Genomic DNA, 25001 nt, shown 5'->3' with positions numbered 1-25001 from the left:
TCAACGACAATCCACAGGTAGATAACTGACATCCACACCGTCTTGCGGGTCTCGACTGCACTTCCAGGTCGTGCCGCCATCGGTAGTGGATAGATGCAGGGTCTTGCCTTTGAGAGCATCGGCAACCCCTTCTGACTTGAAGGTTGCCGTGACCACAAGGTCGGGGGTAGTGGCATCGGGACCGGATTGGCTCAGGTCGAGGCTTTCCAGATATTTTCCCGGGTCAGTGGCTTGAATATCAACGCCCTCTCTTGGCCAGTGTCCATGACTTGCGTACCATGCGGCAAGAGGGGCTTTGGTGGCGTTAAGCTGTAACACGACGGCAGACACTTGTGAGCGGGGTTCATAGGTCATCAAGGCTGGAATGGAAACGGCGGCCACAATACCCCCGACAGGAATCAGGATCATGAAAAAAAAAGCAACGACCACCCAGACCGTGCGTCCTTTGGTCTCTCTATTGACCACCAGACACCCGGCCATCTTGTCGTGGAGGCCCTGCTTTTTCTCGGTCCATCCAGCCATGAAAAAGCCGATTCCGAGGAGGATATACGAAACAATCTTGCCGAAATACCGTCCAGAGGCCTTGCCGAACGAGATCGGGTTTCCCGACAAATCCGTTACCTTGATTTTCAGGAGCATTTTACCGAGGGTTGCCTGTTTGGCAGAGCTTTCCATGAGGGCTGCGTAGAGCCAGCCCAGGATGATACTGAAGAGATTCAAGGCTGCCTCGGTTCCGGGAGATTTTACAAGTAAGGCAGGGCTGGCCAGGGCCAAAGCAAATCCGGCAATCAAGGCTGGAATGAACATGATCAGGGAATCATAAAACGTGGCCGCAAGCCGGATCCAGAAACCGGCATAACTGACCGGTTCGGAAGCGGACCGGGCACGATTGTCCTCGGGCATGGCCGGTTTGGTGAGTGAAACGGGCGATTCGGATTGCGTGAAAGCGGCATTCTGTTCACCGCATTCCGGGCAGAATCTGGGATTTCTTGGCAAGGCAATACCACATTTCGCGCAAAACATGACGACTCCAGGCCGATTTTCGTAGACCGAGTGGAAAAATCAACCTGGGAAAAATTTCACAAAAGAAAGAGTTTGTCAAAAAAAATATCCATCTGCCTGTTGGCAGGGGGGACATTCATTCCGTGTTTCTCCACGCCCGCACTGGCCAGGGAATCTGGTTTTGCGGGTCGTGGAGAATCATGGAATAAAAAACGGGAAGGGCAATGAAGGCAGGGACAGGTACCTGATCAAGCCGGGACAGGTACCCGATCAAGCCGGGTCAGGTACCTGATTACTGGGCCATTGAACCCAGGATTTCACCCATTTTCTTGACGCGCTCGGCCTGGACACCGGTGGCCAGGGCCTTGGCTTCGACCACTTTGCCCTCTTTGATGAGCGGAATGATCTGGGTATCGCGGGTGGTTTTGAATTCACTCCAGACGGCACCGAAGACCTTCAAGGCATCGCCATGCTTGGCCACGGCTGCGTCCACCTTGGCAGATGCGGCTTTGATGGCCTCGACCCGTTTGGCCTGGCCGTCCTTGTCGGTGGTACCGAGCAGGGCAACCAGATTTTCGCGGGCTTCACCCATGGCTGCCTTGACGGATTCTGCCACGGGACCGGCAAGAGCGGCGGAGGCGGAAAAAGAGAGGCCCAGACCCAGGATGCCGGCCAACAACAATTTGTTCATGCTTTTTTCTCCAAGGCAAAAGAGGGATCGATACAAGAACTCCAAATATCCGCAATCTAACAGATCCGGAAGCGATCAAAAATGATTTGGATCAAGAAAATGGCAGAAAAAGTGTTCTGCTCATGTCAAGCATTCTGGAAATCGCTCGTTTTTTTCAGGTTTTCCATCATTTCAATCTTCCGGTAGAGTGTGCGCAGACTGACTTTCAACTTGTCGGCCAACAGGGCCTTGTCGGAACCGAACTGGCGTATCACCTGGTCCAGATAGAGCATTTCCACCTGATCGAGAGGCAGGATTTCTTGTAACTGAAATGAAACAGGCGGGGCAACATGTTGTTGATCCGTATCCGGGCAGGATGTCGGGTCCGGGTTGAGATGGGGGGCGTTGGTGTGGCCTGGTGAGGAGGGGAAGAGATGGCCATGGTCGGGAAGATGCTCGGGCAACATGGTTTGACCATCCATCATGATGATGGCCCGTTCCAGGATGTTCATCAATTCCCGGATATTGCCTGTGAAGGGATGGTTCATGAGCCACTCCATGGTTTCCGGGGCCAGATGAATTCCCTGCCCCCCTTCCGTGCGGTTCAGGAGGGATTGGACAAGCACTGGGAGATCATCCCGACGATCCCGTAAAGGGGGCATGTAAATGGGAAACACCCCGATGCGATAGTAGAGATCAAGACGGAATTCTCCCTGTGCCACCATGGCGGCCAAATCCCGGTTGGTGGCACAGATCAGGCGAAAATTGGCATAATGGGTATTGATCCCTCCCACCCGGCGAAAGCTCTTGGTCTCCAACAGACGCAGCAATTTGACCTGGAGCGGCAGGGGAATGTCGCCGATTTCATCCAGAAACAAGGTTCCCTGGTGGGCAACCTCGGCCAGACCGATTTTGCGCAGATGGGCACCGGTAAACGCGCCCCGTTCGTAACCGAACAGCTCGCTTTCAAACAGGCTTTCGGTCAGTCCGGAACATTCGACAGGCACAAAAGGCATGGCAGTCCTGGGGCTTGCCTGATGAATGGCCCGGGCCACCACCTCCTTGCCGGTACCGGACTCCCCCAGCAGCAAAACGGACACCTTGCTGTTGGCAACTCTCTGGATCATCTGCAACATGTGTTGAAACGCCGGTGACGAACCGACCAATCCAACCGGTGCCGGGTCGGCGGATGCAATCCGGACCGGGGTCAGGATTTCCAGATAGTAGACAATTTTGCCGTCATGATCGTGGATGGGACGGATTTCCACATCGACATATTCCTTGCCTTCAGGCGTTTGATGCACATGCAGCAGCCGCTGGCTGACGCCGGTTTCCAGGCAGGCATGCAGGGGACAGGATTCGCCCTCTTGATCACAAGGTCTGGAATATGAGTGTGAAATTTCATAACAGCGTGCCTTGCCCAACCCGGTTATGGGTCCATAATTTTCCTCGTACAATTTATTGCAGGCCAGGACACGGTACTCCAGATCCACCAGGATGGTTGGCACGGGATGGATGCTCAAAAAGGTCTTGGCATCGATGGATGGGATGGCAGGTGCGTGGATCGTGGTCATGCAGGAATACCTCTCCGAGGTAGCGGTCAATTCAGGACAGTGCCGGACCATGGGGTGACACAGGGTGTGTTTGTCATATGTGGCAAACGAGGATAGATTGTCTGCCATAAATGGCAAGAAAATCTGTGGCAGTCCTGTTTGTCCAGGTATGATGCGGGGGTGATTGTAAAAAAAAGCGTAATAAATTACAATTTGTTATAAATTTTTGGCAAAAAAAGGTGGCAAGAGGCACGATTGTTGCCCTTGTAAATTCCAAAAGCTGGCTCGCGGAATGACACCATAAATTGAACTATGGTGATCGGGAGAGCTTTGTCTGCGTGGCAGGTATGTCCATTGAACAACGGAGAGGAGTACACATGTCCTGGCGATTCCCAAAGTTGACCAGACGTAGATTTCTTCAATCCAGTGGGGGGGTGGCGGGTTTGTCTTTGTTGGCCCCGACAGGTCTTGTTGGCAAGGAGGCCCGGAGTGGCAATGAGGCAACGAAGGAACAGGTTTACAGCATTTGTAACTTCTGCTCGTCATTGTGCAATGTGCAGGTGACCACCGAAACGGTCAACGGGGTCAAGCGCATTGTCAAACTGGATGGCAATCCCCACTCCACCCTGAACCGGGGCAAGATGTGTGCCCGAGGCCAGGCCGGGATGCGGCAGGTTTATGAGGTGGATCGCATCAAGAGTCCCATGATCCGGGTGGAAGGAAGCCCACGGGGTGAAGGCAAGTTTCGCGCCGTCACATGGGACGAGGCCTGGGCCTATATCGAGGCGAAAACCAAGGCCAAAAACATCAAACCATGGGAATGGACCATGGTCGGGGGCTGGACCTCCTGCGTGTTCTACATGTACTGGGCCGTTCCCTTTGCCATATCCAACGGGGTCCCCAACATTGTGGCCTCCCCCATGCAGCATTGCGTGGCATCCGGGCATCTGGGCACCGACTCGGTCACCGGAAACTTCAATATTCACGATGAAGTTTTGCCCGACTACGACAATGCCAACTACATCCTGTTTGTGGCCAACAATGCCTCCATCGGGGCCATTTCCACCTCCCGCATGGTGCGTTTTGCCGAGGGACGCAAGAAGGGGACCCGGGTTGTTGCCCTCGATACCCGCCTCTCGGAAACAGCCGCCAAGGCCGATGAGTGGATCCGGATCCGCCCGGGTACCGACCTGGATTTCATGGTCGCCATGCTGCATGTGATCCTGACGGAAAAGCTTTATGATGAAGATTTCCTGAAGAAGCACACCAACATGCCGTTCCTTCTGGCCCGGGATGCCAATGGGGCATGGGCGATTGCCACGGATGCAGCGGGCAATCCGCGGGTTGTCCAGGATCGTTCCGGGGGGGTTGTTTCCATTCCTCCCTTCAGCCATCAGAACGTGGTGGACATTCAAGGGGCACCGGTCCATCCGGCCCTGTTTGCCCCGGATGGTCTGACCCTGGAAGGGCGTCCGGTGATGACGGTGTTGCAGGCCCAGATTGCCGAGATTGCGGCCAATACTCCGGAATGGGCCGCCAAGACGACCGGCGTGCCTGCCCAGGTGATCATCAAGACGGCCCGTGACTTTGCCACGGCCGGACGCCCGATTGTGGATCCGGGCTGGCATGGTGCCCGCTATACCAACATCAACATGTTGCGGCGGGTACAGGCCATGTTGCAGGCCCTGGTCGGTGGGATCGACCGCAAGGGTGGCTGGATCATGAGCGGTGAATATCACCACAAGGTGGCCAACTGGCATGAAGCGAACAAGGCCAAGCGTTCCCCGGGACCCCTCATGACCAGCATGGCGGGTGTGCCTTTCGTGGGTGAGTTGATCAAAGCCATCTCCAATCCCAAAACCTTCCCCCATGGACATCCCGCCTGGGCCTTTGCCTTTTCCGCCCAGGAACGGGCCGCCGGTCGGGAAGCCGTGGCCGTGCCGGCCCTGGCCGACACCGGTCTGTTGGAGTCGGTCACCGGCAAGTTGATCTACAACGGCGAGCCATACCTGACCCGGGCCATCGTGATCAACGCCGCCAATCCGGTCCGTCACTACTATCCGGACACCCAGTGGAAGACCATTTTGACCCATGCCAACATGGAGTTGGTGGTGGTGGTGGACGTTCTTCCTTCGGATACCGTGCCCTACGCCGACGTCATCCTGCCCAACCCCACCTATCTGGAACGGGATGAGCCGACCATCTACGGCAACGGGGTCAATCACGATCTCTCTTTGACGACCCGGTTCAGTGCCATCGATTCCCTGTATGATACCCTGGAGACTCCCGATATATTGCTGGGTCTCAGCAAGGTCATTTCGGGATCGATTGAGCCGTTTGTGAAGACGCTGGAAGTATTGAGCGGCATCCCGGCCAAGTCCACCATGGCTGCCTATGAAAAGTACCGGGCGCTTGGAGCCAAGAGTCCCTATTCCAAGGCTTGTCGTGATGTGGCCTTCGAGACCACGGCGGCGAGAATTCATACCACGCCCAAGGAGTTGCATGAAAGTCTCAAGCGGCATGGTGTGCATTTGGAAATTCCTGCCGAGGAGATTCTGGCGCATCACTCCATGCCGCGCCAGATGGCCCTGCCCACGACCAGTGGCCGGTTGGAGTTTTTTGGCACCCTCTTTGTCTGGCTCCGGGATGGCATGGGTGGAAAAGGTCCTTCTTTCAACGTTCTGGCGGCATCCATTCCGGCCACCTGTCGGCACGGCAAGACCATGGACCAGCCCCTGAACAAGGACGAGTTCTATTTCACCTACGGGAAGACACCAACGATTTCCTATGGTTCAACCAACAGCAACAACCCGGTGCTGGCGGCCATCAACCGTTTCAAGAAGGATATCTACACCGGCGTCTGGATCCATCCTGACCGGGCTGAAGCATTGGAAATTCGCACCGGTGATCGGATTTTGTTGACCAACACCCTCTCTGCGCAGCAGGCCGAGGGTACGGCCTATGTGACCAACCAATTGCATCCGGATTCCATCTTTCTGCACTCCTCGTTCGGGGTGGAGAACAAGGCTCTGCATCTCAGCGTGGGTATTGGCACGGCCACCAACAAACTGATCCCCTATCTGGTAGAACCTGTTGTTGCGGGATTCCGTTCTCAGGAATTTACCGTGCGGATCCAAAAAATCTAAAAAAGGAGTGGCATCGTGACCCATTACGTCATGGTAATCGATATGAACACCTGTGTAGGCTGCAATGCCTGCATGGCGGCCTGTTCACTGGAGAATCAAACGCCAGTCTGGTCCGACCATTGGCGGACCTATGTTCACGACCGGGAAACAGGAACCGGCAGCAAGGTACGGCGGCATTTCATTCCGCGGTTGTGCAACCATTGCAGCAACCCGCCGTGCATGACCGTTTGTCCGACGGGGGCAACCTACCGGACCTCGGATGGGGTGGTGTTGGTGGATGAAACCTTGTGCATGGGGTGCCAGGCCTGTGCCCTGGCTTGTCCCTACAAGGCACGTTTTCCCTACACGCATGACGACATCAAGACCGGCAAAGAGTATTACGGGGATCTGAAACGCAAGGCACCCAGCATGGATAAATGCTCGTTCTGTCATCACCGGCTCAAACTGGGTGAACTGCCGGCTTGTGTGCGTACCTGCCCGGGAGAGGCCAGAATGTTGGGTGACCTGGACAGCCCGGCCTATCCGGCCACGGAACTGGTCCGCAATGGTACGGCCAAGCCTCTCATGGCCCATCTGGGGACTCGTCCCAATGTCTACTATATTCCCCAAAGGTAGGAGAGTCGCATGGAAATCATGACTTATGCCACTCAGGATATGTGGACCTGGTGGTTTGCGTTGTATCTGTTTCTGGGCGGCATGGGCGCTGCCGTCATTGTGGTCAGCTTTCTGACCCACATGTATCTGCGTGAGGAAAAAGAGCTGGTCATGTGGGGGGCGCTCTCTGGCACGGCCATGCTGGCGCTGGGGTCGGGGCTGCTGTTTCTCCATCTGCTCCACAAATGGGCCGCCATTTACATTCTGACCCCCTGGGGCATCTTCCATAAACCCGACTCCTGGATTGCCTGGGGTTCCCAGTTCATCCTCTGGCTCCAACTGACCGCCGTGTTGTTTGCGTTGCCCTTCATGGTGGAAAAGCCCCGCCTTCTGAACTGGCCCGTCATGGGTGCCTTCCTGAAAATGAAAATCACCCGCGATGTGGCGGAAACAGCCCAGAAATTTCAACCCATCCTGGGCTGGATCGCCATCATCACGGGACTGGGAACGGCTGTCTATACCGGGTTGTTGCTGCAAAGTTTTCCGGCAGTGGTCTTGTGGCACAATCCGGGTGTGCCCATTCTGTTCACGGTCTCTGCTTTTTCCACCTCCATGGCCTGGCTGCTCATCGTCATGTACATGTTCATCTACCATCGGGTGGATCACTCCATTCGTGCCCTCTATGAACGGGTGGACATTGGCCTGATCACGGCGGAACTGGTTGTCATCTACTCGTTCTTCAACTTCACCCTCTCCGGCTCGGAAGCTGGTTACCGGTCGGCGGCGTTGTTGTGGAACGATTCCGGCTGGTTCATCGGGTTTGTGGTGTGCGGTTTGATGATTCCGCTGGCCATGGAATTGAAATGCGTCTTTGGCAAATGGGGTGGCAAGGTGCCCATTGTCACCGCATCCGTGCTGGTGTTGTCTGGAGGGTACCTCCTGCGGCATTATTTCATGGCCGCTGGCGTTTACGCCTATCCATGGTAACATTCGCTCCATGACGACATCATTGGAACATGAGTTGACTGTACTGGCCGGGTTGCTGGGGCAACCCGAGCCAGAGTCTCTGGCCGCAGTCGAAGAGATGGCCTCTGAGTTTCCCTGGCTCCAGTCCGCGTTGCCGGAATTGCGTCAAACACCGTTGACAGAATGGCAGGCCGAACACACCCGTCTGTTTGTCAACGGCATTCCCAGGACACTCTGTCCGCCTTTTGAGAGCTACTGGCGGCAGGGGTCCATGGGCGGAGAGTTCGTACCCGTCATAGCCGGCCTGTTCCAGCGTGCCGGTGTCGAGGCAAACCCGGAAATTCCGCCGGATTATCTGGGTTCCATGCTGGATCTGGTGGTTCACCTGCGCCAGCAGCCTGCGGAGCATGCCGACCTGCTGCGCGAATTGTGGGAAGATCATCTGGCCGTCTGGGTGCCCCAATTTGCAGCAAGACTTGTCAGTTCCACTTCCCTGGCATTGTATGGCATGCTGGGATCCAGGCTTCGGGATTTGTTTGGAGGGAGTCATGCATGAAACCGGACAGGAGGCTGAGGTGCCGGACGATGCGGGTCTGCTCCGGGAATATGGTACTCTCTTTGCTGCGGCCTCGGAACGCCTGCAACAGGAGCAGGGGGTTCCTGGGTTGACCGGGGATTTTTTCAACCCGGCTCTGGGCCATGAAATGAGGTCTTTCCGACGGCTCGCGGGTTGGATCCTGTTCCTGCAACTGACACCCTGGATGCTGTGCCGGGTTCTGGTCCCGGATGCGGCGCAAAAAATGGCCATGGAACGTCTGGAAAAGGTTTTGTTGCCAACCCTGGGTCCCAGAATCAGCGTTACCGTGCTGGAGGAGACCCGGGAGGCCCATGCCCAGTATGATGCCCGGCAAGGATTTTTCCTTGTCCAGCCACTGGTGATCGGGTTGGCGCAATATCAAACCGCCGATCAGGTATTTGCGGCCTGGACCGATGTCATCCAGTTTCGTGAAAACGTCCGCAGGGAACGATCCCTCACCTGTCGCTGGCAGCAGGACCTGACCCGACGGGAAATGTTCGGCAGTTTTCGTCCAGGAAGAGGGGCGTCCACCAGGGGAGAGTAGCGAGATGACTCGCTGCGTCAGGAAGCGAGGGATAGTATATTGTTCTGGAAAAAAATCTTGCATCCAGGGTAACCGGTGGCAAGATCTGGTCAGGTTGGGAGGAGTTTGGCAGTTATTGCCCGGGAAAAGGGCATTCAATCAAAGGTGGTCCGTCATGAAAAAGAACGTTGCCATGGTTTGCATGTTGTCGGTCCTGGTGGGGGGTGCTGTTGCGACCACCCAGGCATCGGCTCAGCCGGGTGCTGCCCAGCCAGTCGCTGCCCAGCCGGGTGCTGCCCAGCCGGGTACTGCCCAGCCGGGTGCTGCCCAGCCGGGTGCCTCCCGACCAAAAGCCTCCCAGCCGGGGGCATCCAAGCCAGGAGTATTCCAGGGGGCTTACGCAATCTCGAATGCCCAGATCTGGGATGCGGCCAACAAGGGAGAGTGGTCAGTCGTTCGCGATGCCCTGAACCAGGGAGCGGATCCCAATTTGTACAATCCGGTCGGCATGTCGCTGTTGATGATGGCTGCCCAGGAAGGGAATGAAGAGATCGTCGACCTGCTGCTGAAAAAAGGGGCCAATGTCAATGCCGAACACCAGCGTGCAGGATGTACCGCCCTGTTTCTTGCCGCCGAGTGGATGCATCCCAAACTGGTTGAAACCCTGATCCAGCATGGTGCGAATGTCAACTTTCAAACCAAGGGTCAATGGACGCCACTTCTGAAGCTGGTTGCTGTGCGTCTGAAGGATCCCGCCGAGCAGGCGACGCGCCAGAAAATTCTGGACATGTTGCTTGCCAAGGGGGCCAGCCTCAAGGCCGTCAACCAGAAGCAGCGCACGGCACTGCACCTGGCCATCCAGTATGGCAACGCGCATCTCTTGCCAACCTTGTTTGCCGCCGGGGCTGAAATCGATGCCCAGGACAAGGAAGGCAATACCCCCCTCATGGTGGCCGCCCAGTATGGGGATGTTGCCGCCGTGCGTCTGTTGATCGAAAAAAAGGCCAGTACCGAACGCAATCATCAATGCGGATGTACGGCCCTGTTGATCGCAGCCGATAAGGGTCATACGGAAATTGTCAAGCTGTTGGTGGAACATGGTTCGGATATTCATGTCAAAAATGAAGACGGTTTGAATGCTTTGATGTTTGCCTCAATCGGTGGTCATATCGATATTGTCAAATTTTTATTGTCCAAAGGGGCGCGCGTGAACGAAAAAAACAATAAAGGTGTGACGGCGCGTCTGATGGCGCTGGAAAATCATCGTGATGAGGTGGAAATGATCTTGCAGGAGGCTGGCGGTACCTGTTACTGACACGCCCAGACTTCAGAAGTACCGGAAAATTTCTGAGTCATAATCCAGAATGCATGTCCGGGAGGAAGGGCCTCGGCCCTTCCTCATGTTCTCTGGAACGTTGAAAACGATGCAGACGCTGTCTGGAATACAGACGTGGAGCAGAGCGATGTCCCATCAAGATGACAACCGTTTCATGTTGCATGACATAAAAAATGGTCTGGATAATGACGAATTCATATTTTACTACCAGCCGAAAATTTCTTTCATGACCGGGAGGGTCATTGGTGCCGAGGCCCTGATCCGATGGAGGAAAGAGTCCGGGTTCATCCAGCCGAACGATTTTATCCCCCTGGCGGAGAGTACAGGCTATATTACTGTAATAACAGAAAAAATGTTGCCAAGGTTTGTTGCAGACATCGTCGAGGCCAATACTCAATGCGGCGACTTGAGTTACTCCTTCAACGTCTCCAGTCACGATTTGAAAGTGGCCGGTTTTTACCGGCAGGTGGCAGATATTTTCGGGGCAGGTATGCTTGAAAAGAATAAGGTTATATTTGAATTGACAGAAACAACCTTGGTTGATATGACGCAACAGTCCATTCACATGATGCACGATTTGCACGGGCTGGGAATTCAATTGTCTCTGGATGATTTTGGTACAGGTTATTCTTCCCTGGAAGTTCTTTCCACGTTCCCGTTTTCATCGATCAAGTTGGATAAAAGCCTGGTCAATCATATTTGTACAGGAAACCGGGTGACTGCAAGCAAGGGTAACAAAATTGTCAATTCAAACATAAGAATGGCCCAAAGACTGGGTATGCGGATCGTTGCCGAAGGCATTGAAGACGAATGCACCTACAAAAAATTGTTGTATAGCGGATGCCACCAGGGTCAGGGCTTTTTCATGTCCAGGCCTTTGCCCCTCAACGGTTTTATCGACCTGGTGAAATCCGGAAAAAGGTGGGAAGGCAAGCCCATCGGCCTGGTGTACCAGGCGCAGATGGATCACATCCAATGGCGCAAGGATATGATGGAGCTGTTCTACCATGTGAGAAACAATGAATTTTTGGATGATATCGAAAATGAACAGGAGTTCAAGGAAATGCTCGGGGATCACACCGAGTGCAATCTTGGCAGATGGTATTATAGTGATGGAATGGATTATTCGGAATATAAATCGTACAAGGAGCTTGAGGGATACCATAAAAATCTGCACAGGATCGGTAATGAACTGCTCAGAAAAGTTATTATTGACAGATTCGATGAAAGCCTGTTTGGTCTTTTGGAGCGTTTGAATGCCCTGTCAGGAGAAATGATCCGCCTTCTTCAGGACCTGGAAAACGAAGTGCATCGGAATTCATTAAAACCCCGCCACGAATATAATGACTGAACCTTGAAATAAGGCATATCAAGATTCACTTGCAATCCCAACAGGAAAAGATCGAATGAGTACCAAAATGGAACCCCTGAAACGCATTCTCCGCATACAATCTGTATCGTATGCGGAGAATGAAGTTTGGAAAAGCTTGCCTGGTGGCAGATGGGCGACTCAGAAAATCTGGATCAGTCCGTTGACCGACCAGGCCGTCAGCAAGGGCACCGCCGCAAACACCAATCCCATAACGGTAATCAGGCCAACGTTTTCCAAAATTTTTTCACCCAGATTTGGTTTGCTGACGTTCAGTGTGTCCATGGCTTCACTCCTATTGTAGATCCGATTGGGAATCAATCGGCTTGATCTCAAGATTGTCCTACTTGTGCCTCCCCCGGCTGACCAGACGAACGGAAGGACTTGGCGGTGAAAGTTATATTTGAAAATATATTATGCAATAGGTGGGCCATTTATTGGAGACAGGCACCCGGCAGGATTTCCGCGCCTGGGAAAAAATGCGGCCTGTCTGATCTATCAAAATGTTTTTATTTATGATTATCAAGGTGACCAGCCATGAAGCGACGCGGCATAACGGTCTGTGATCAAAATTTCCGCATCCTGCACGGTTTGATCCGTGACATGATCGATTCCTATCGCCTGAATGCCGAAAACTGGGTGGTGGATCAGTTTCGGGATATCCATGAAAATCCAACAGAAAGTTCCATTGCAGCCCTGCAATTCTGGATTGATCACGACGTGTCCCTGGAGTTTGCCAATCAATTGGTGGCCACCATGGAACAGCAAAAGTCGCTGCCCGAAAAAAGTGCCGCGACCCGGAGCGAATAGCATCCATCTGTTTGATTTATTTTTAGATTATTATATCCATGCCCCGCACATCGCTGCCAGAATTCTGGCAGCGCATGTCGTGATTCTGGCACCAGAACGGATGAGCGTCTCAAATGCTGGGACATTTTGTCTCGTGAGACACTTTTGCCAGGAATAATGAGACATTTTGTCCCGTAATGGGTCCGGGTCAATTGACGTGTGGGACAAAGTGTTTCGTCAACATCCGGTTTGGCAATCGGGCGGAACAAATGGCCACGGGGAATTTTTTTCCCTATCCCCGAATCCAACATCCAGGTCAAAATCGCAAACAAACAAAGGAAACCTTTGCGTGGGGCAGACATGACATGAACCGCACAGCCACCGTGGAACGCCAGACCCGTGAAACCGAGGTCCAGGTACAGGTCAATCTGGATGGCCGTGGTCTCACCGACATTCACACCGGGTTGGGATTTTTGGACCACATGCTGGATCAAATCGGTCGGCATGGACTCTTCGATCTGACGATCAGGGCCAAGGGGGATCTCCATGTGGATGGTCACCATACCGCCGAAGATGTCGGTATTGTGTTGGGTCAGGCTTTTCGCAAGGCGCTGGGGGAACGACGTGGCATCAACCGCTTCGGTCATGCCTATGTTCCCCTGGATGAGGCCCTGTCACGGGTGGTCGTGGATCTCTCCAACCGTCCCACCCTGGTATGGGAAGTGACCTTCTCCCATGCGCGTCTGGGTGATGTGGAAACCGAACTGTTCCGGGAATGGTTCATGGCTTTTGCCAATAATGTCGGCATGACCTTGCATGTGACCAGCCTCTATGGCCAAAATGATCATCATATCATTGAATCCTGCTTCAAGGCCCTGGGGCGGGCATTGCGCGAGGCCTGTGCCCCGGATCCAGCCCAGGGAGACCGGGTTCCGAGTACCAAGGGGACATTGAACCCATGATTGTTGTCGTGGATTATGGTTCCGGCAATCTCAGATCCGTGGCCAAGGCCCTGGAAAGCGTCGGTGGCCAGGTCAGGGTCACGGCCAATCCAGCCGATATTCCTCAGGCCGGGCACCTGTTGTTGCCCGGTGTGGGTGCCTTCGGGGATTGCCGGGCAAACCTCGATGCCCGAGGCCTCACCGAACCGGTCCTGAACCACATCCGGGCAGGCAAGCCCTTTCTGGGAATTTGCGTCGGCATGCAACTGCTTTTTGCGGCTGGCGAAGAATTCGGGTATCATCCGGGTCTGAATCTGCTTCCGGGTACCGTGATCCCCTTTTCCCGGGAGATGCCGGATCCCACTGACCCGGATCGTTGCCTCAAGGTACCCCATATGGGTTGGAACAAAGTTCGCCAGGAAAAAGATCATCCCCTGTGGAATGGCATTCCGGACGCCAGCCATTTTTATTTCGTCCACTCCTTCCACGGTCAGACCACATACCCGTCGGATGTTGCCGGATCAAGCGTCCACGGCATCACTTTTACCGCCGCAGCAGCCAGGGAGAACCTCTTCGCTACCCAGTTTCATCCGGAAAAAAGCCAAAAACATGGCCTGCGGCTTCTTCACAACTTTCTAAAGTGGTCAATATAACATGATCGTCATTCCCGCAATCGACATCAAGGACGGACTCTGTGTGCGCCTCTATCAGGGGGCCATGGACCTCGACACCGTGTATTCAAATGATCCAGGCGGCACCGCCGCCCGTTGGCAGGAAGCCGGCGCAGAACGACTGCACGTCGTCGATCTGAATGGAGCCTTTGCCGGTCGCCCGGTCAACATGGAGGCCATCCGCGCCATCCTGAACGCCGTCACCATCCCGGTGCAACTGGGAGGAGGGCTGCGGAGCATGCAAACCATCGAAGAGTGTTTTGCCATGGGGGTTTCCATCGCCATACTCGGCTCGGTGGCTTGTCGCAATCCAGATTTTGTCCGCGAGGCGTGCCGGACTTTTCCGGGACGCATCTCCGTCGGCATCGATGCCCGCGCCGGGCGCGTGGCCGTGGAAGGGTGGTCGGAAACCACCGATATTTCCGCCCAGGATCTGGCCCATCGTCTCGAAGATGCCGGTGCCACGGAAATCATCTTCACGGACATCAGCCGCGATGGCGTCCTCAAAGGTCCCAATATTCCGGCAACCCGTTCCCTGGCCAGTCACGTCTCCGTGCCCGTGATTCTGTCGGGGGGCATCTCCTCCCTCCAGGATATTCGTGAGGTCATGGCCAATGCAGGCCCCTTCCCCAACGGTGGCAAAATCGCCGGCGTCATCACCGGCAAGGCCATCTATGATGGAGGTCTCGATCTGGCCGATGCCGTCGCCCTGACCAAAGGATGACAGCCGGGTGGTTTCCGGACTGGAGATGGTGGGGTACGTCGCCGGCGTGTTGTCGTGCAGCGCCTTTCTGCCGCAGGTGGTCCATACCTGGCGTAGCCGCTCGGTCCAGGACATTTCCCTGGGCATGTTCCTGATCAACTGTCTCGGTACGGGGCTGTGGTTGTGGTATGGCTTCCAGGTCAGGTCCATCCCCATCATCGGTACCAACGGCGTCATTCTGTTGCTGTCAGCGGCCATGTTGATCATGAAAATCAGGTTCAGCCGCCCCCCGGATTGAAGGATCGGCAAGGAATGTTTCGGTCAGGCACGGTCTGAGCGGGACGCCGCCGCAGCTCTGCCGTGCATCCGTGGATTCAAACGTGACGTTGGTTCGGCTGCTGTGGCGCACAATATCCAACGCCCTGGTACAGTATGGTGGCAACTGCCGGGGGGGGTGCGGGCGGCTTGTTTCATAAGTGACAGTTTTTACGAAGGTTTTGCGTGGGCATGAAACATTTGCAGGGGGTTGCGGGCGGCTTGTTCCATAAATAACGGTTTTGATGAAGGTTTTGCATGGGCATGAAACATTTGCATATCATCGGCATCTGCGGCACGGCCATGGCCGGCCTGGCTGCGCACGCCCAGGAGAGCGGTTGGCGCGTCACCGGCTCCGATGCGGCGGTCTACCCGCCCATGAGCGATTTTCTGGCCGAACGGGGGATTCCCGTCGCCGATGGTTACCGGGCAGAAAATCTTCACCCGGCCCCGGACCTGGTCCTGGTCGGCAATGCCATTTCCCGGGGCAATCCGGAACTGGAAGCCACCCTGGATCGGGGTATCTCATTTCGTTCCGGTGCCGAATGGCTCTTTGATCATGTCCTGGAGGGACGCCATCCCATCGTGGTGACCGGCACCCACGGCAAGACCACCACCGCCAGCCTGACGGCTTGGTTGTGGGAGTGTAACGGCCTGCAACCCGGCTTTTTGATCGGGGGCATTCCGTTGAATTTTGGCGTCGGTGCCCGCTTTCCCCGGCAAGCCTGGGTGGTCGTGGAAGGGGACGAATACGACACTGCCTTTTGCGACAAACGCCCCAAATTTTTGCATTATCATCCCAAGACCCTGCTTCTGCACAATCTGGAATTCGACCATGCCGACATTTATCCGGACCTGGAAGCGATTCGGCGGCAATTCCGCCTGCTGTTGCGCATCGTGCCGCCTGCGGGGCGCATTCTGGCCAACGGCGATGATCCGGAAATCGAATCCCTGACCCGCCATGCTTTTGGTCCGGTGGTGCGTTATGGCATCCAGGGCGACTTTCCCTTCACGGCCCGTCTGGAACAACCCGATGGCCGGGTCTGGACGGTTCTGGTTGAGGGAAGACCCCTTTTTACGGTAACCTGGAATCTGCTGGGTCGGCACAATGTCATGAATGGCTTGGCCGCCGCCGCCATGGCCTTGAGTCACGGTCTGGCCGCAGAGGGGGTTCATCGGGGTCTGGAGTCTTTTGAGGGGGTGGCTCGCCGTCTGCAATTGCGTCATGAAACCGGTGGGGTCTCGGTCTATGATGATTTTGCCCACCATCCGACGGCCATCACCACGACGTTGCAGGGTTTGCGGGCCGCCGTGGGCCAGGCCCGCATCTGGGCCATCCTCGAACCACGCTCCAACACCATGCGCACCCGTGTCCACCAGGATCAACTCCCGGGGGCTCTGCAAACAGCTAACCATGTTATCCTGGCTCGCCCAGCGGCCCGCGGATTGAGCGCGGACAATCTCCTCGATGTGGAGGCCGTCGCCCGTCGTTTGAATGAATTTTCACCCGGGACTGCGGTTGTTGTTGACGACGCCGGGCAGGCAGTGAAATATTTGGGGGAGAGAGTTGGCAGTGGCGATCATGTGGTCATCATGAGCAATGGTGGTTTTGATGGTATTCACAAGCGGCTCCAGGAAACATTGACCGGGGTTGGTCAAAAGGAGTGAACCGTGATGCTTCAGGAACAAAATCTGGTTGGCAAATTCCTGATTGCCATGCCCAGCCTGAGGGATCCCAATTTCGAGCGATCCGTCATCTTCGTCTGTGCCCATTCCGTGGAAGGTGCCCTGGGACTGGTGATCAATCACCCCCATCCCGCTTCCATGGACGATGTCATCAACCAATTGTCCCTGCCCTGGAATCGGACCGACAAGCCCATCGTTTTTCAGGGAGGGCCGGTCTCGCCCGAGCGGGGGTTCATTCTCCACGAACGGATGATCGATATTCCCGGTTCCCTGCGGGTGGCACCGGATATCTACATGGCCACCAATCCGGAAATTCTTCATTTTTTGGCCAAATCCGAAGATACCGGTCGGTTTTTGTTTACCCTGGGATATGCCGGTTGGGCAACGGGGCAGTTGGAAGTGGAGCTGCGCCAAAACTCCTGGCTGGTTGGCCAAATGGATCGTCGCATTGTCTTCGACCTCCCCCCCAAAGATCGCTGGTATGCCGCCATTCGTTGCATGGGCATCGATCCCGCCTTGCTGGTGGATGCCGGGCAGACCGCCAACTGAGGTGATCATCCGACCGCGCCAGCTCCGTGTGGGGGATGGGTGGGCCTGGATTGCTTTGTGGTTGTGGGTCGTTCTCCAGGGCTGCTCGGGTGTCGTCGTCGAAATCGAGGATGCTCCCCGGCACAACCGCAAAACCCCATCCACGTCCAGCCGCACGGTCTCCGCCGCTGCCCCGAGTGAGATCAGGGATTTGTTCGGAGAGAAAGCCTTCAACGACATCAAATCCGTGCAAAACCGCATCGAGCAGGTTGCCGGTATTCATGTGGAACTCTCCATCCTGCGCGACTGGAGTCCCAACGCCTTCGCCTGGGTGGATGACAACCGGCTGAAAATCGGAATCAATTATGGCATGGTCCGTTTTTTACGCGGCCATTCCGGTCAGATGGCGTTTGTCATCGGGCACGAGATTGCCCATCACAAGCTGAGTCACAATGCTGTCCGCCAGGATCGCCGGGAGAGCGCGGATAAACTCGGACTGGTCGGGGTTCTCCTGAATTTCACCGGCGTTCCCCTGGGGGATGCCCTGGTCTATCTGGGTGGTTTCACCCTGGAGCGAACCTACTCCCGGGAAGAGGAGATGGATGCCGACCGCCTCTCTCTGACCTACCTGCAAGATGCCGGTTTTTCCCCCTACGATGCCGTGCTGTTTCATGAAAAACTGGCCCGCCTGCCGGAAAAATACCGTTCCCTTCCCTTTCTGAGTACCCATCCTTCGGGTCAGGAACGGGTTGCCCAATTGAAAACCCTTCTTTCCCAGGCCGGGTTGCCAACCGAACCGAATTCCGCCACGGAACCGGATGTTCCCATTGTTATTGAAGAATTGTTTCGCTGAGGTGGTGTTCTTGATGCAGATGCTTACAAGATGTCAAGCCGTCAACCAGTTATTGCCTTGCTGGTAACGGTTTGCTTCACGGTCGAGAAACTGACGGCACTCCTGCGAAAGTTTTTCCTGTTTGGCCAGAAAATTTTCTATTTGTCGGGCCGCCAAGGTGCGACTGACCATGAATTGTTGAGTCAATGAATCGAGCCATTTCTTGAGAATTTCCGGGTTGCTGTCGTTCGCTACCAACGTTTCGACATGACTGACGGGAAGCAGGAACTCTGCCGCGAAAGCGTTGGCCCGCTTTTCCAGCCTGGCAGGTACCCGCCCACCCAGAACCTCAATGGCTGGCAAGGTGGAGAGCGTGTCAACGAGCAGGTGGGCCATTTCGTGGGCCAGGGTTGTCCGGCGTCCCCAGGGGTATTGTGCGTGTTTTCCATTCTGATTGACCAGAATCACGGCGTGGTCATCTTCCCAGCGGGCAATGGCATCGACATCTTCCACCATTCGGGTCTTTTCGATTGATACGTTCCATTGTTTTAGTAATGTCTCCGGGTCAACCGGTTCGTGATCGGGTAGTTCCAGTTTTTCACGCAGCAGACGGGCCAATTCATACCCTTGCACGTAGGCTTTTTCCCCGGCCAGTCTGGCAAGGTGATTTTCAGCCTGCTGACGAAGCTGTAACAATTGTCCGCCAAGGGGTGTCATGTTGAGTGTGGCAACCAGTTTCAAGACTTCCTTCAAATCCTGATCCAGGAGTACATGATGGGTCATTCGGGCTGCAATCTGTACGGGTCCCGGTTCGGACATGGATGGAAGATGAAGATATTCCGAAGTGACATTATCATGGACTGTCATGCGATTGATTCTTTCACTTGACATGCCTGTGACCAGGGCAAGCCACCTGTCGGTTGGCAGGGGTTGGGAACGGTTGTGCCAATTTTCCAGAATGATTGCTCCCCGGGGAGAGTGGGAAGATACGGATCTGGCGATGTTGTTGCCAAGGTTTTCGAGGGTTTGCACGGCATTCCAGATGGGCATGGACAAGTCGTGATCATCTGCAACCACCCGCATTGTGTTGCCCTCACGCAGCAGGTAAATCGGGTCTAAATGGATTTCACGCATTCCAGATGCCAGATTGTGGCGGTCCGCGAAGGCCATGATTTCTCTCTCCCGAGGGTACAGTATTTCCGTGGGTTCGGATGACCAGTCCAGGCTTGCCAAGGCTTCATCAAGAAACTGGTCAGGGGAGAGCGGGTTGTGACCTGGAGGATAAGTTTGTTCCATGCCAAGGGCATGCCAGTTTTTTGCCAGATGATCCAGTAAACCGTCCCAATGTTCGTCAATCCCTGTCACGCCGTCATGACCATCTTCACTCCAGATGGCATCACCAAGGATGTGTACCAACAGCCGGCCTTTCCCAGAAAAAACAGGCAAATTTTTTTCGGAATGGACCAGATCGGGAGTAAATTTAAAATCCAGGTGGTTCATCGTCTCTTGCCCGTCTCTTGAGTCTGGTCTTGAACAGCCGTTTCCAACCTTCCGGGAGGTATTTTTTCATCCAATTTTCGAACTCAGGATACATTCCGTCTCGTTTTGCCCGTTTGTCCAGTTCAGCAAGCACTTCAAGAGCAATTTTGCGACCTTTACCTTCTTTCTCGGGAAAACCATGATAGGACTTACCCGGAACGGTCGGTTTGGCCCGATACACGACCCCTTGGTAAACATTGAAAATTTCGTCGGGGACTGACATGTTTGGCGGGTAAGCCACCCCCTCGTTCAGCAGCCTCTCTGCCAAACCAGGAGAGTTGGTGATGGTGTTTGGGCATTTTCCGATAGCGTTCTTTTCATCCAGAGGTACAAAACCGGGTTGGTCAGAATCCCATTTATGTTTGTTTCTGCGTTCTCCAGGATCGTATTCCCATTTATGGTTGTTTCTGTCCATATCCAGACCATATTTTCTGTCTTTTATCAATCTATTGAAAGGTATAATACCCGGTTTCATAACGCATTGTGTGCAGATTGGAACGATATGTCAATGGAGCCACGGACGTGGAAAAGGATTGTCACATCGGGGTGAGCGTCTGACGCAGCAATCATCAATTCACAAGTAGACCCTGGCAGGGGAATTTGGCATGATCGCGACCTTGATTCATTGGCGGGTCGTTTTTTGCTGAAGTCTTGCGCAGGATGTCATGAAGAGTCTGGGAATTTGTATCGGTGCGGCGACACTGTCGGCGGTAGTTTTGGAGCGCCAGGCTGCCGGGTCGGGAAAGTCGGGGTGGCAGGTGCTTGCTTCCTCGTCACAAGCCCATCAAGGCAAACCGGAAGCGCATCTACAGGAACTGTTGGCCATCTGGCACAAGGAACCCTTCGCCGGGGTGGCGATCACCGGCGGCGGTTTTTCCCGGCGGGTCAATTTAACGAATATTTCCGAACCCCGGGCCGTGGAAGAGGCCTTGATTTATCTTGGTTTGCAGGGAGGACGCCAAAGGGCCGTGGTAAGCCTGGGTGGCGAAGGTTTTCTGGCCTATCCTCTCGACAAGCATGGAAAAATCGCCGGCGTGGTGACCGGCAACAAATGTGCCTCCGGGACCGGAGAGTTTTTTTTGCAGCAAATCCGCCGTCTGGGCATTTCCCTGGAAGATGCGGTGGCCATGGCACCACTGGCAGATTCCTATCCAGTTTCCGGACGGTGTTCGGTGTTTTGCAAATCCGATTGCACCCATGCGGCCAACAAAGGGGTGTCACGGGAACGAATTGTCGCCGGCCTGTGCCGGATGATGGCCGGCAAGGTCATGGAACTGCTCGTCAAGGCGCGGGTGGATGGGCCGGTGTTGCTGACGGGCGGGGTGACGCGCAATCGATTGTTGCTGGCTTATCTGCGACAGGACTACCCGCAGGTGGAAGTGGCCCCCCTGGCGCATTGTTTCGAGGCGTTGGGAGCCGCAGCATGGGCCATGACACAACGGACGCTGCCCCTGCCGCCTCGGGACAATGTGGTCCAGGCGCACATTCATTCCCGAGGGCATCTCCCGCCATTGGCAACCCATGCTTCAAGGGTGGAGTTCAAGACCTGGCAGCGACAAGAGCCGTGTGCCGGAGATCGTTGCCTCCTGGGTCTGGATGTCGGTTCCACCACCACCAAGGCGGTCTTGTTGCGCCAAAAAGATCAGGCCTTGTTGGCATCGGTCTATCTGCGCACCAACGGGGATCCGGTCGGGGCGGCCCGGGCCTGCTATCGCACAATCCAGACCCGGTTGAGTGAAGCCCTGCCCATGGGAAGTCAGGTCGATATCATCGGCCTGGGGATTACGGGTTCCGGTCGCCAATTGGCCGGGCTGCATGCCGATACCAGCGGCATCATCAATGAAATTGTCGCCCATGCCACGGCGGCGGCTTTTTTTGATCCCGAGGTGGAAACCCTGTTTGAAATCGGCGGCCAGGATGCCAAATATACCCGTCTGCTCCATGGGATGCCCGTCGATTATGCCATGAACGAGGCCTGTGCCGCCGGAACCGGCTCCTTTCTGGAGGAGGCGGCCTGGGAAACTTTGGGAATTCCCCTGGCGGAAATCGCCACCATGGCCATGCAGGGGGAACGCATTCCGGAGTTCAGTGATCAATGCGCCGCCTTCATCGCCGCCGATATCCACCATGCGATTCACATGGGGGCTACCCGCGAAGAGATCATGGCCGGTCTGGTTTATGCCATCGGTGTCAACTATCTCCAGCGAGTCAAAGGACAGCGTCCGGTCGGGCAGCGGGTGTTCATGCAGGGGGGGGTCTGCTACAACCGCGCCGTGCCTTTGGCCATGGCCGGCTTGTTGGGGATACCCATCGTGGTGCCGCCGGAACCCGGCCTCATGGGTGCCCTGGGGGTGGCCCTGCAAGTGGCGCAACGCCTCCATTCCGGGGTGATGGCAGCCCGGCATTATGACTTGCAGGCGTTGGTGGCCAAGGATGTCATCTGGCGGCGTTCATTCAACTGCCCGGGGACGCAGGAAGTTTGTGACCGGCATTGTGCCATCGCCGTATTTGAAGTGGAGGGTCGCCGGGTACCGTTTGGTGGGGCCTGCAACAAATATGTCAATGCCAGGCATAAAACCCGGGTCGATCAGGTGGCCCTTGACCGGGTCCTGTGGCGTCATGAAACCCGGCTTGCGGCAGGTGGCCAGGTGGCGGGTGTGCCGCGTGGTCGGGTGGGGTTGAACCGGAGTTTTCTGGTCCATCAGTACTTGCCCCTTTATACGCATTTTTTTGCGGCCCTGGGTTGGCAACCCGTTGTGCCGGAAAAAGTGACAGAGGCCGGTATCGGCAAACGCAAGGCCACTTTCTGTCATCCGGCAGAGCTGGCACATGGTTATCTGCATGCGCTGTTGACCCTCGATCCACCTCCGGAATATCTGTTTCTGCCCCATGTGCGGGCGGTACCTGCCCAGACGGGACATACCTTTTCCCAGGTATGTCCCATCGTGCAGGCCGAACCGTTTTATCTTCAGGCGGCATTTCGGCAGGAGTTGCAGAAGCTGCAACAGCAGGGCGTCGGTCTCCTGTCGCCGCTTCTGGATTTGACGGGGGGGGTGGAAGGGGCTGTTGCTCCCCTGATGGAGATGGCGCGGGAGATGGGAATTGCCGTTGCCGATGCCAGACTGGCTGCACGGGGGGCCGTGCAGAAACAACGTGCCTGGGAACAAAGCCTGCTCGATGCCGGGGAGAGGACATTGGCAGAACTGGCCGCCCGGCCAGAACAGATCGGGATCGTGCTGTTCTCCCGCCCCTATGCCGGCTTGACTCCGGATGCCAACCTGGGTATCTCCGGCAAGTTTGCCAGCCGTGGGGTCAGCGTTCTGCCCTTTGACATGCTCCCTGCCGCTCAAGAGCTGTCCAGGGAAAACATGTATTGGGGGTTTGGGCAAAAGCTGGTCAAGGCAGCCCGATTGACGGCCAGGCATCCGCACCTGTTTGGGGTGTTCGTCACCTGTTTCGGCTGTGGTCCGGATTCATTCATTCTGGGTTATTTTCAGGAGATCATGGCGCAGGCGGGCAAGCCGACCCTCATCCTGGAGGTGGATGGACATACGGCGGACGCCGGGTTGGAGACGCGCATCGAGGCATTTCTGGATGTTGTGGCAACTCATCTGAAAATGCCGCTGATAAAATCAAAACAACACACAAAACAAATTGAAATTCCAGTCAATTCCTTCCAGCAGGCACGATTGTATTTTCAACGCGGCCAGATCTGGATCACAACCTCTGCCGGCCAGGAAATTCCAGCCAGGGATCCCCGGGTCAAGGTACTTGTTCCCTGGGTTGGTCCGTATTTTACTGCGGCCTTGACCACGGCGTTGACACTGTCCGGTTTCCATGCGATCAGCCATCCGGCCACCGATGCGGAGGTGTTGCAACAGGGGCGCACCCAGGTTTCGGGGCGGGAGTGTCTGCCCCTGATCCTGACCACCGGCATGCTGTTGCGCTACCTGGAAACCCGCACGGATCCGCATGAAATTCTGGTCTACTTCATGCCGACGGCCTCTGGACCCTGCCGGTTTGGTCAATACTCTGTGTTCATGGAAGACCTGATCCGGCGTCTCAACCTGCCCAATGTGGTCCTGCTGTCGCTCACTTCGGAAAACTCTTATGGGGGTCTGGGGACGCGCTTCAGTCGGTATACCTGGTGGGGGATCATTCTGGCCGACATGCTGGAAGATATCCGCGCCATGCTCCTGGCCAATGCCCGGGATCCGCAAGCCGGCCTGGATATATTGCAACAGGAGTGGCAGGCCATTCTGACCGCTTTGGCGACCGGCACCTTGGCCGCCCTGGAAAAACAGTTGGCGGTCACGGCCCAGGTCCTTGCCGCCATTCCTTTGCGGCGGCCTTCGTCCGAGGTTCCCCTGGTGGCCCTGGTCGGGGAGATCTATGTGCGTCGTGATCCATTTTCCCGTGGTCATCTGGTCGAACGTCTCGCCGAACGGGGCTTTGCCACCCTGTGCAGCGGTATTGCCGAATGGGTCCACTATTCCGATGCCCTGGTGGAGACCGGTCAGGTGGATTATCGCATGTCGGTCTGGGAAAAGGGGGTATTTTACCTGCGCAAAAAAATCATGGCCCGGGATGAACACCGTTTGCGGCGGATATTGGGAAAGTCCGGCCTGATTGCCGTGAATCCGCCTCCGATTGCAGAAATTTTGCGGGTCGGTCAGGAGTTCATCTCCCCCAACCTGGCCGGTGAGGCGATTCTCACGGTTGGCAACAGCGTTTTGGAAATGGCCTCACGGGTGTGTGGGGTGATTGCCATTGCCCCGTTTGGTTGTCTTCCCAACCGGATTGCCGAGGCCGTGCTGGGTGATGCCATGACCCCGGAAAACAAGATTGCGGTCTGTTCTGGTGAAAACCACCTGGCGGACCTGCTGGCGGATCACCCCTCTTTGCCTTTTTTGGCCATCGAGACCGATGGTGCCCCTTTTGCGCAGGTGGTCCATGCCAGGCTGGAGGCTTTTTATCTCCAGGCCGAACGGTTGCATCGACGCATGCGTTGTTGATTGCCATATCTATCACGCCAAGTCAAACATTTTGCCTGACGGACCGAAGAAACCTTTATATCACAAGGTATTGGTCGAAGGAAACGGTGTCAGGCCACCAGGGGATTTTTTAGATGGTATCCTCATTGTTTTCGGAGAATACCTCATCCAGCGATTGGGCATCCAACAGCCGCAGGCTCCATTCTTCCAAAGATGACAAACCAGCCTTGGCCACTTTTTCTCTGGCCCAGTCAGGTATGGTCCCGA

Annotated in this window: 22 protein-coding genes; 16 read left to right on the top strand and 6 right to left on the bottom strand. The window is 55.6% G+C overall.

From position 1 onward, the window contains the following. From HQL65_09215 to HQL65_09205, 3 genes are all read right to left on the bottom strand, one after another. Nucleotides 1-1023: an RDD family protein gene (locus tag HQL65_09215; GenBank protein MBF0136406.1), complete on the bottom strand. Its 1023-nt coding sequence runs from the start codon at nt 1021-1023 to the stop codon at nt 1-3. A 271-nt stretch (nt 1024-1294) separates the two neighbouring features. Beyond that, nucleotides 1295-1693: a hypothetical protein gene (locus tag HQL65_09210; GenBank protein MBF0136405.1), complete on the bottom strand. Its 399-nt coding sequence runs from the start codon at nt 1691-1693 to the stop codon at nt 1295-1297. A 125-nt stretch (nt 1694-1818) separates the two neighbouring features. Next, nucleotides 1819-3246, bottom strand: coding sequence for a sigma-54-dependent Fis family transcriptional regulator (locus HQL65_09205; protein MBF0136404.1), 1428 nt, complete (start codon nt 3244-3246; stop codon nt 1819-1821). Between the two features lie 356 nt (nt 3247-3602). On the opposite strand from HQL65_09205, the gene HQL65_09200 reads away from it, so the two are divergent. The 7 genes from HQL65_09200 (at nt 3603) to HQL65_09170 (ending at nt 11718) form a co-directional block, all read left to right on the top strand. Next, entirely contained in the window at nt 3603-6371 is a 2769-nt protein-coding gene (locus HQL65_09200; GenBank protein ID MBF0136403.1) for a molybdopterin-dependent oxidoreductase, read from the top strand. A 15-nt stretch (nt 6372-6386) separates the two neighbouring features. Next, complete coding sequence (locus HQL65_09195) at nt 6387-6986, top strand: 4Fe-4S dicluster domain-containing protein (GenBank protein MBF0136402.1); 600 nt, start codon at nt 6387-6389, stop codon at nt 6984-6986. A 9-nt stretch (nt 6987-6995) separates the two neighbouring features. Continuing rightward, the gene (nrfD, locus tag HQL65_09190; protein ID MBF0136401.1) at nt 6996-7952 is read left to right on the top strand and encodes a polysulfide reductase NrfD; all 957 of its coding nucleotides are present in this window, start codon (nt 6996-6998) and stop codon (nt 7950-7952) included. A 10-nt stretch (nt 7953-7962) separates the two neighbouring features. Beyond that, nucleotides 7963-8487 (top strand): molecular chaperone TorD family protein, encoded by a 525-nt coding sequence (locus HQL65_09185; protein MBF0136400.1) that lies wholly within the window; start codon nt 7963-7965, stop codon nt 8485-8487. Then, the gene (gene hybE / locus HQL65_09180) at nt 8480-9052 is read left to right on the top strand and encodes a [NiFe]-hydrogenase assembly chaperone HybE (GenBank protein MBF0136399.1); all 573 of its coding nucleotides are present in this window, start codon (nt 8480-8482) and stop codon (nt 9050-9052) included. The genes HQL65_09185 and hybE overlap by 8 nt, the downstream gene beginning before the upstream one ends. 154 nt (nt 9053-9206) lie before the next feature. Further along, complete coding sequence (locus HQL65_09175; GenBank protein MBF0136398.1) at nt 9207-10346, top strand: ankyrin repeat domain-containing protein; 1140 nt, start codon at nt 9207-9209, stop codon at nt 10344-10346. 148 nt (nt 10347-10494) lie between these two features. Continuing rightward, complete coding sequence (locus tag HQL65_09170; protein ID MBF0136397.1) at nt 10495-11718, top strand: EAL domain-containing protein; 1224 nt, start codon at nt 10495-10497, stop codon at nt 11716-11718. 159 nt (nt 11719-11877) lie between these two features. On the opposite strand, the gene HQL65_09165 is transcribed toward HQL65_09170, so the two are convergent. Next, entirely contained in the window at nt 11878-12021 is a 144-nt protein-coding gene (locus HQL65_09165) for a hypothetical protein (protein ID MBF0136396.1), read from the bottom strand. A gap of 252 nt (nt 12022-12273) precedes the next feature. On the opposite strand from HQL65_09165, the gene HQL65_09160 reads away from it, so the two are divergent. The 8 genes from HQL65_09160 (at nt 12274) to HQL65_09125 (ending at nt 18222) form a co-directional block, all read left to right on the top strand. Next, a complete protein-coding gene (locus tag HQL65_09160) occupies nt 12274-12546 on the top strand; it encodes a hypothetical protein (GenBank protein ID MBF0136395.1) in 273 nt (90 codons plus the stop codon). A 344-nt stretch (nt 12547-12890) separates the two neighbouring features. Continuing rightward, entirely contained in the window at nt 12891-13487 is a 597-nt protein-coding gene (gene hisB, locus HQL65_09155) for an imidazoleglycerol-phosphate dehydratase HisB (GenBank protein MBF0136394.1), read from the top strand. Then, nucleotides 13484-14119: an imidazole glycerol phosphate synthase subunit HisH gene (gene hisH / locus HQL65_09150; protein ID MBF0136393.1), complete on the top strand. Its 636-nt coding sequence runs from the start codon at nt 13484-13486 to the stop codon at nt 14117-14119. Before hisB ends, hisH begins: the two co-directional genes overlap by 4 nt. Nucleotide 14120: 1 nt before the next feature. Then, a complete protein-coding gene (hisA, locus tag HQL65_09145) occupies nt 14121-14861 on the top strand; it encodes a 1-(5-phosphoribosyl)-5-[(5-phosphoribosylamino)methylideneamino]imidazole-4-carboxamide isomerase (GenBank protein ID MBF0136392.1) in 741 nt (246 codons plus the stop codon). A 25-nt stretch (nt 14862-14886) separates the two neighbouring features. Further along, nucleotides 14887-15138 (top strand): SemiSWEET transporter, encoded by a 252-nt coding sequence (locus HQL65_09140; GenBank protein MBF0136391.1) that lies wholly within the window; start codon nt 14887-14889, stop codon nt 15136-15138. Between the two features lie 281 nt (nt 15139-15419). Continuing rightward, nucleotides 15420-16823, top strand: coding sequence for a UDP-N-acetylmuramate:L-alanyl-gamma-D-glutamyl-meso-diaminopimelate ligase (gene mpl, locus HQL65_09135; GenBank protein ID MBF0136390.1), 1404 nt, complete (start codon nt 15420-15422; stop codon nt 16821-16823). Between the two features lie 3 nt (nt 16824-16826). Continuing rightward, nucleotides 16827-17390, top strand: coding sequence for a YqgE/AlgH family protein (locus HQL65_09130; GenBank protein MBF0136389.1), 564 nt, complete (start codon nt 16827-16829; stop codon nt 17388-17390). A 1-nt stretch (nt 17391) separates the two neighbouring features. Further along, a complete protein-coding gene (locus tag HQL65_09125) occupies nt 17392-18222 on the top strand; it encodes a M48 family metalloprotease (protein ID MBF0136388.1) in 831 nt (276 codons plus the stop codon). 33 nt (nt 18223-18255) lie between these two features. Here HQL65_09125 and HQL65_09120 read toward each other — a convergent pair whose 3' ends face one another. Both HQL65_09120 and HQL65_09115 read right to left on the bottom strand, forming a co-directional pair. Further along, the gene (locus HQL65_09120; GenBank protein MBF0136387.1) at nt 18256-19617 is read right to left on the bottom strand and encodes an ImmA/IrrE family metallo-endopeptidase; all 1362 of its coding nucleotides are present in this window, start codon (nt 19615-19617) and stop codon (nt 18256-18258) included. Nucleotides 19618-19681: 64 nt separating this feature from the next. Further along, entirely contained in the window at nt 19682-20215 is a 534-nt protein-coding gene (locus tag HQL65_09115; protein MBF0136386.1) for a hypothetical protein, read from the bottom strand. Between the two features lie 190 nt (nt 20216-20405). Between HQL65_09115 and HQL65_09110 the strand changes: the two genes are divergently transcribed. After that, nucleotides 20406-24755, top strand: coding sequence for an activase (locus tag HQL65_09110; protein ID MBF0136385.1), 4350 nt, complete (start codon nt 20406-20408; stop codon nt 24753-24755). Nucleotides 24756-25001 lie beyond the last annotated feature (246 nt).

This window comes from Magnetococcales bacterium (assembly GCA_015228935.1).
In the GTDB taxonomy this organism is placed as follows: Bacteria; Pseudomonadota; Magnetococcia; order Magnetococcales; family DC0425bin3; genus HA3dbin3.
The sequence above is the reverse complement of the archived record's forward strand: the minus strand, read 5'-3'. Positions and strand labels throughout refer to the sequence as shown.

Excerpts from the sequence above, each read along its gene's own strand:
- HQL65_09115 (MBF0136386.1), bottom strand. The coding sequence starts at position 20,215 with ATGAAACCGGGTATTATACCTTTCAATAGATTGATAAAAGACAGAAAA.
- HQL65_09175 (MBF0136398.1), top strand. The coding sequence starts at position 9,207 with ATGAAAAAGAACGTTGCCATGGTTTGCATGTTGTCGGTCCTGGTGGGG.
- HQL65_09110 (MBF0136385.1), top strand. The coding sequence starts at position 20,406 with ATGAAGAGTCTGGGAATTTGTATCGGTGCGGCGACACTGTCGGCGGTA.
- hybE (MBF0136399.1), top strand. The coding sequence starts at position 8,480 with ATGCATGAAACCGGACAGGAGGCTGAGGTGCCGGACGATGCGGGTCTG.
- nrfD (MBF0136401.1), top strand. The coding sequence starts at position 6,996 with ATGGAAATCATGACTTATGCCACTCAGGATATGTGGACCTGGTGGTTT.
- hisB (MBF0136394.1), top strand. The coding sequence starts at position 12,891 with ATGAACCGCACAGCCACCGTGGAACGCCAGACCCGTGAAACCGAGGTC.
- HQL65_09185 (MBF0136400.1), top strand. The coding sequence starts at position 7,963 with ATGACGACATCATTGGAACATGAGTTGACTGTACTGGCCGGGTTGCTG.
- HQL65_09160 (MBF0136395.1), top strand. The coding sequence starts at position 12,274 with ATGAAGCGACGCGGCATAACGGTCTGTGATCAAAATTTCCGCATCCTG.
- HQL65_09165 (MBF0136396.1), bottom strand. The coding sequence starts at position 12,021 with ATGGACACACTGAACGTCAGCAAACCAAATCTGGGTGAAAAAATTTTG.
- HQL65_09170 (MBF0136397.1), top strand. The coding sequence starts at position 10,495 with ATGTCCCATCAAGATGACAACCGTTTCATGTTGCATGACATAAAAAAT.
- HQL65_09200 (MBF0136403.1), top strand. The coding sequence starts at position 3,603 with ATGTCCTGGCGATTCCCAAAGTTGACCAGACGTAGATTTCTTCAATCC.
- HQL65_09140 (MBF0136391.1), top strand. The coding sequence starts at position 14,887 with ATGGTGGGGTACGTCGCCGGCGTGTTGTCGTGCAGCGCCTTTCTGCCG.
- mpl (MBF0136390.1), top strand. The coding sequence starts at position 15,420 with ATGAAACATTTGCATATCATCGGCATCTGCGGCACGGCCATGGCCGGC.
- HQL65_09210 (MBF0136405.1), bottom strand. The coding sequence starts at position 1,693 with ATGAACAAATTGTTGTTGGCCGGCATCCTGGGTCTGGGCCTCTCTTTT.
- hisA (MBF0136392.1), top strand. The coding sequence starts at position 14,121 with ATGATCGTCATTCCCGCAATCGACATCAAGGACGGACTCTGTGTGCGC.
- HQL65_09215 (MBF0136406.1), bottom strand. The coding sequence starts at position 1,023 with ATGTTTTGCGCGAAATGTGGTATTGCCTTGCCAAGAAATCCCAGATTC.
- HQL65_09205 (MBF0136404.1), bottom strand. The coding sequence starts at position 3,246 with ATGACCACGATCCACGCACCTGCCATCCCATCCATCGATGCCAAGACC.
- hisH (MBF0136393.1), top strand. The coding sequence starts at position 13,484 with ATGATTGTTGTCGTGGATTATGGTTCCGGCAATCTCAGATCCGTGGCC.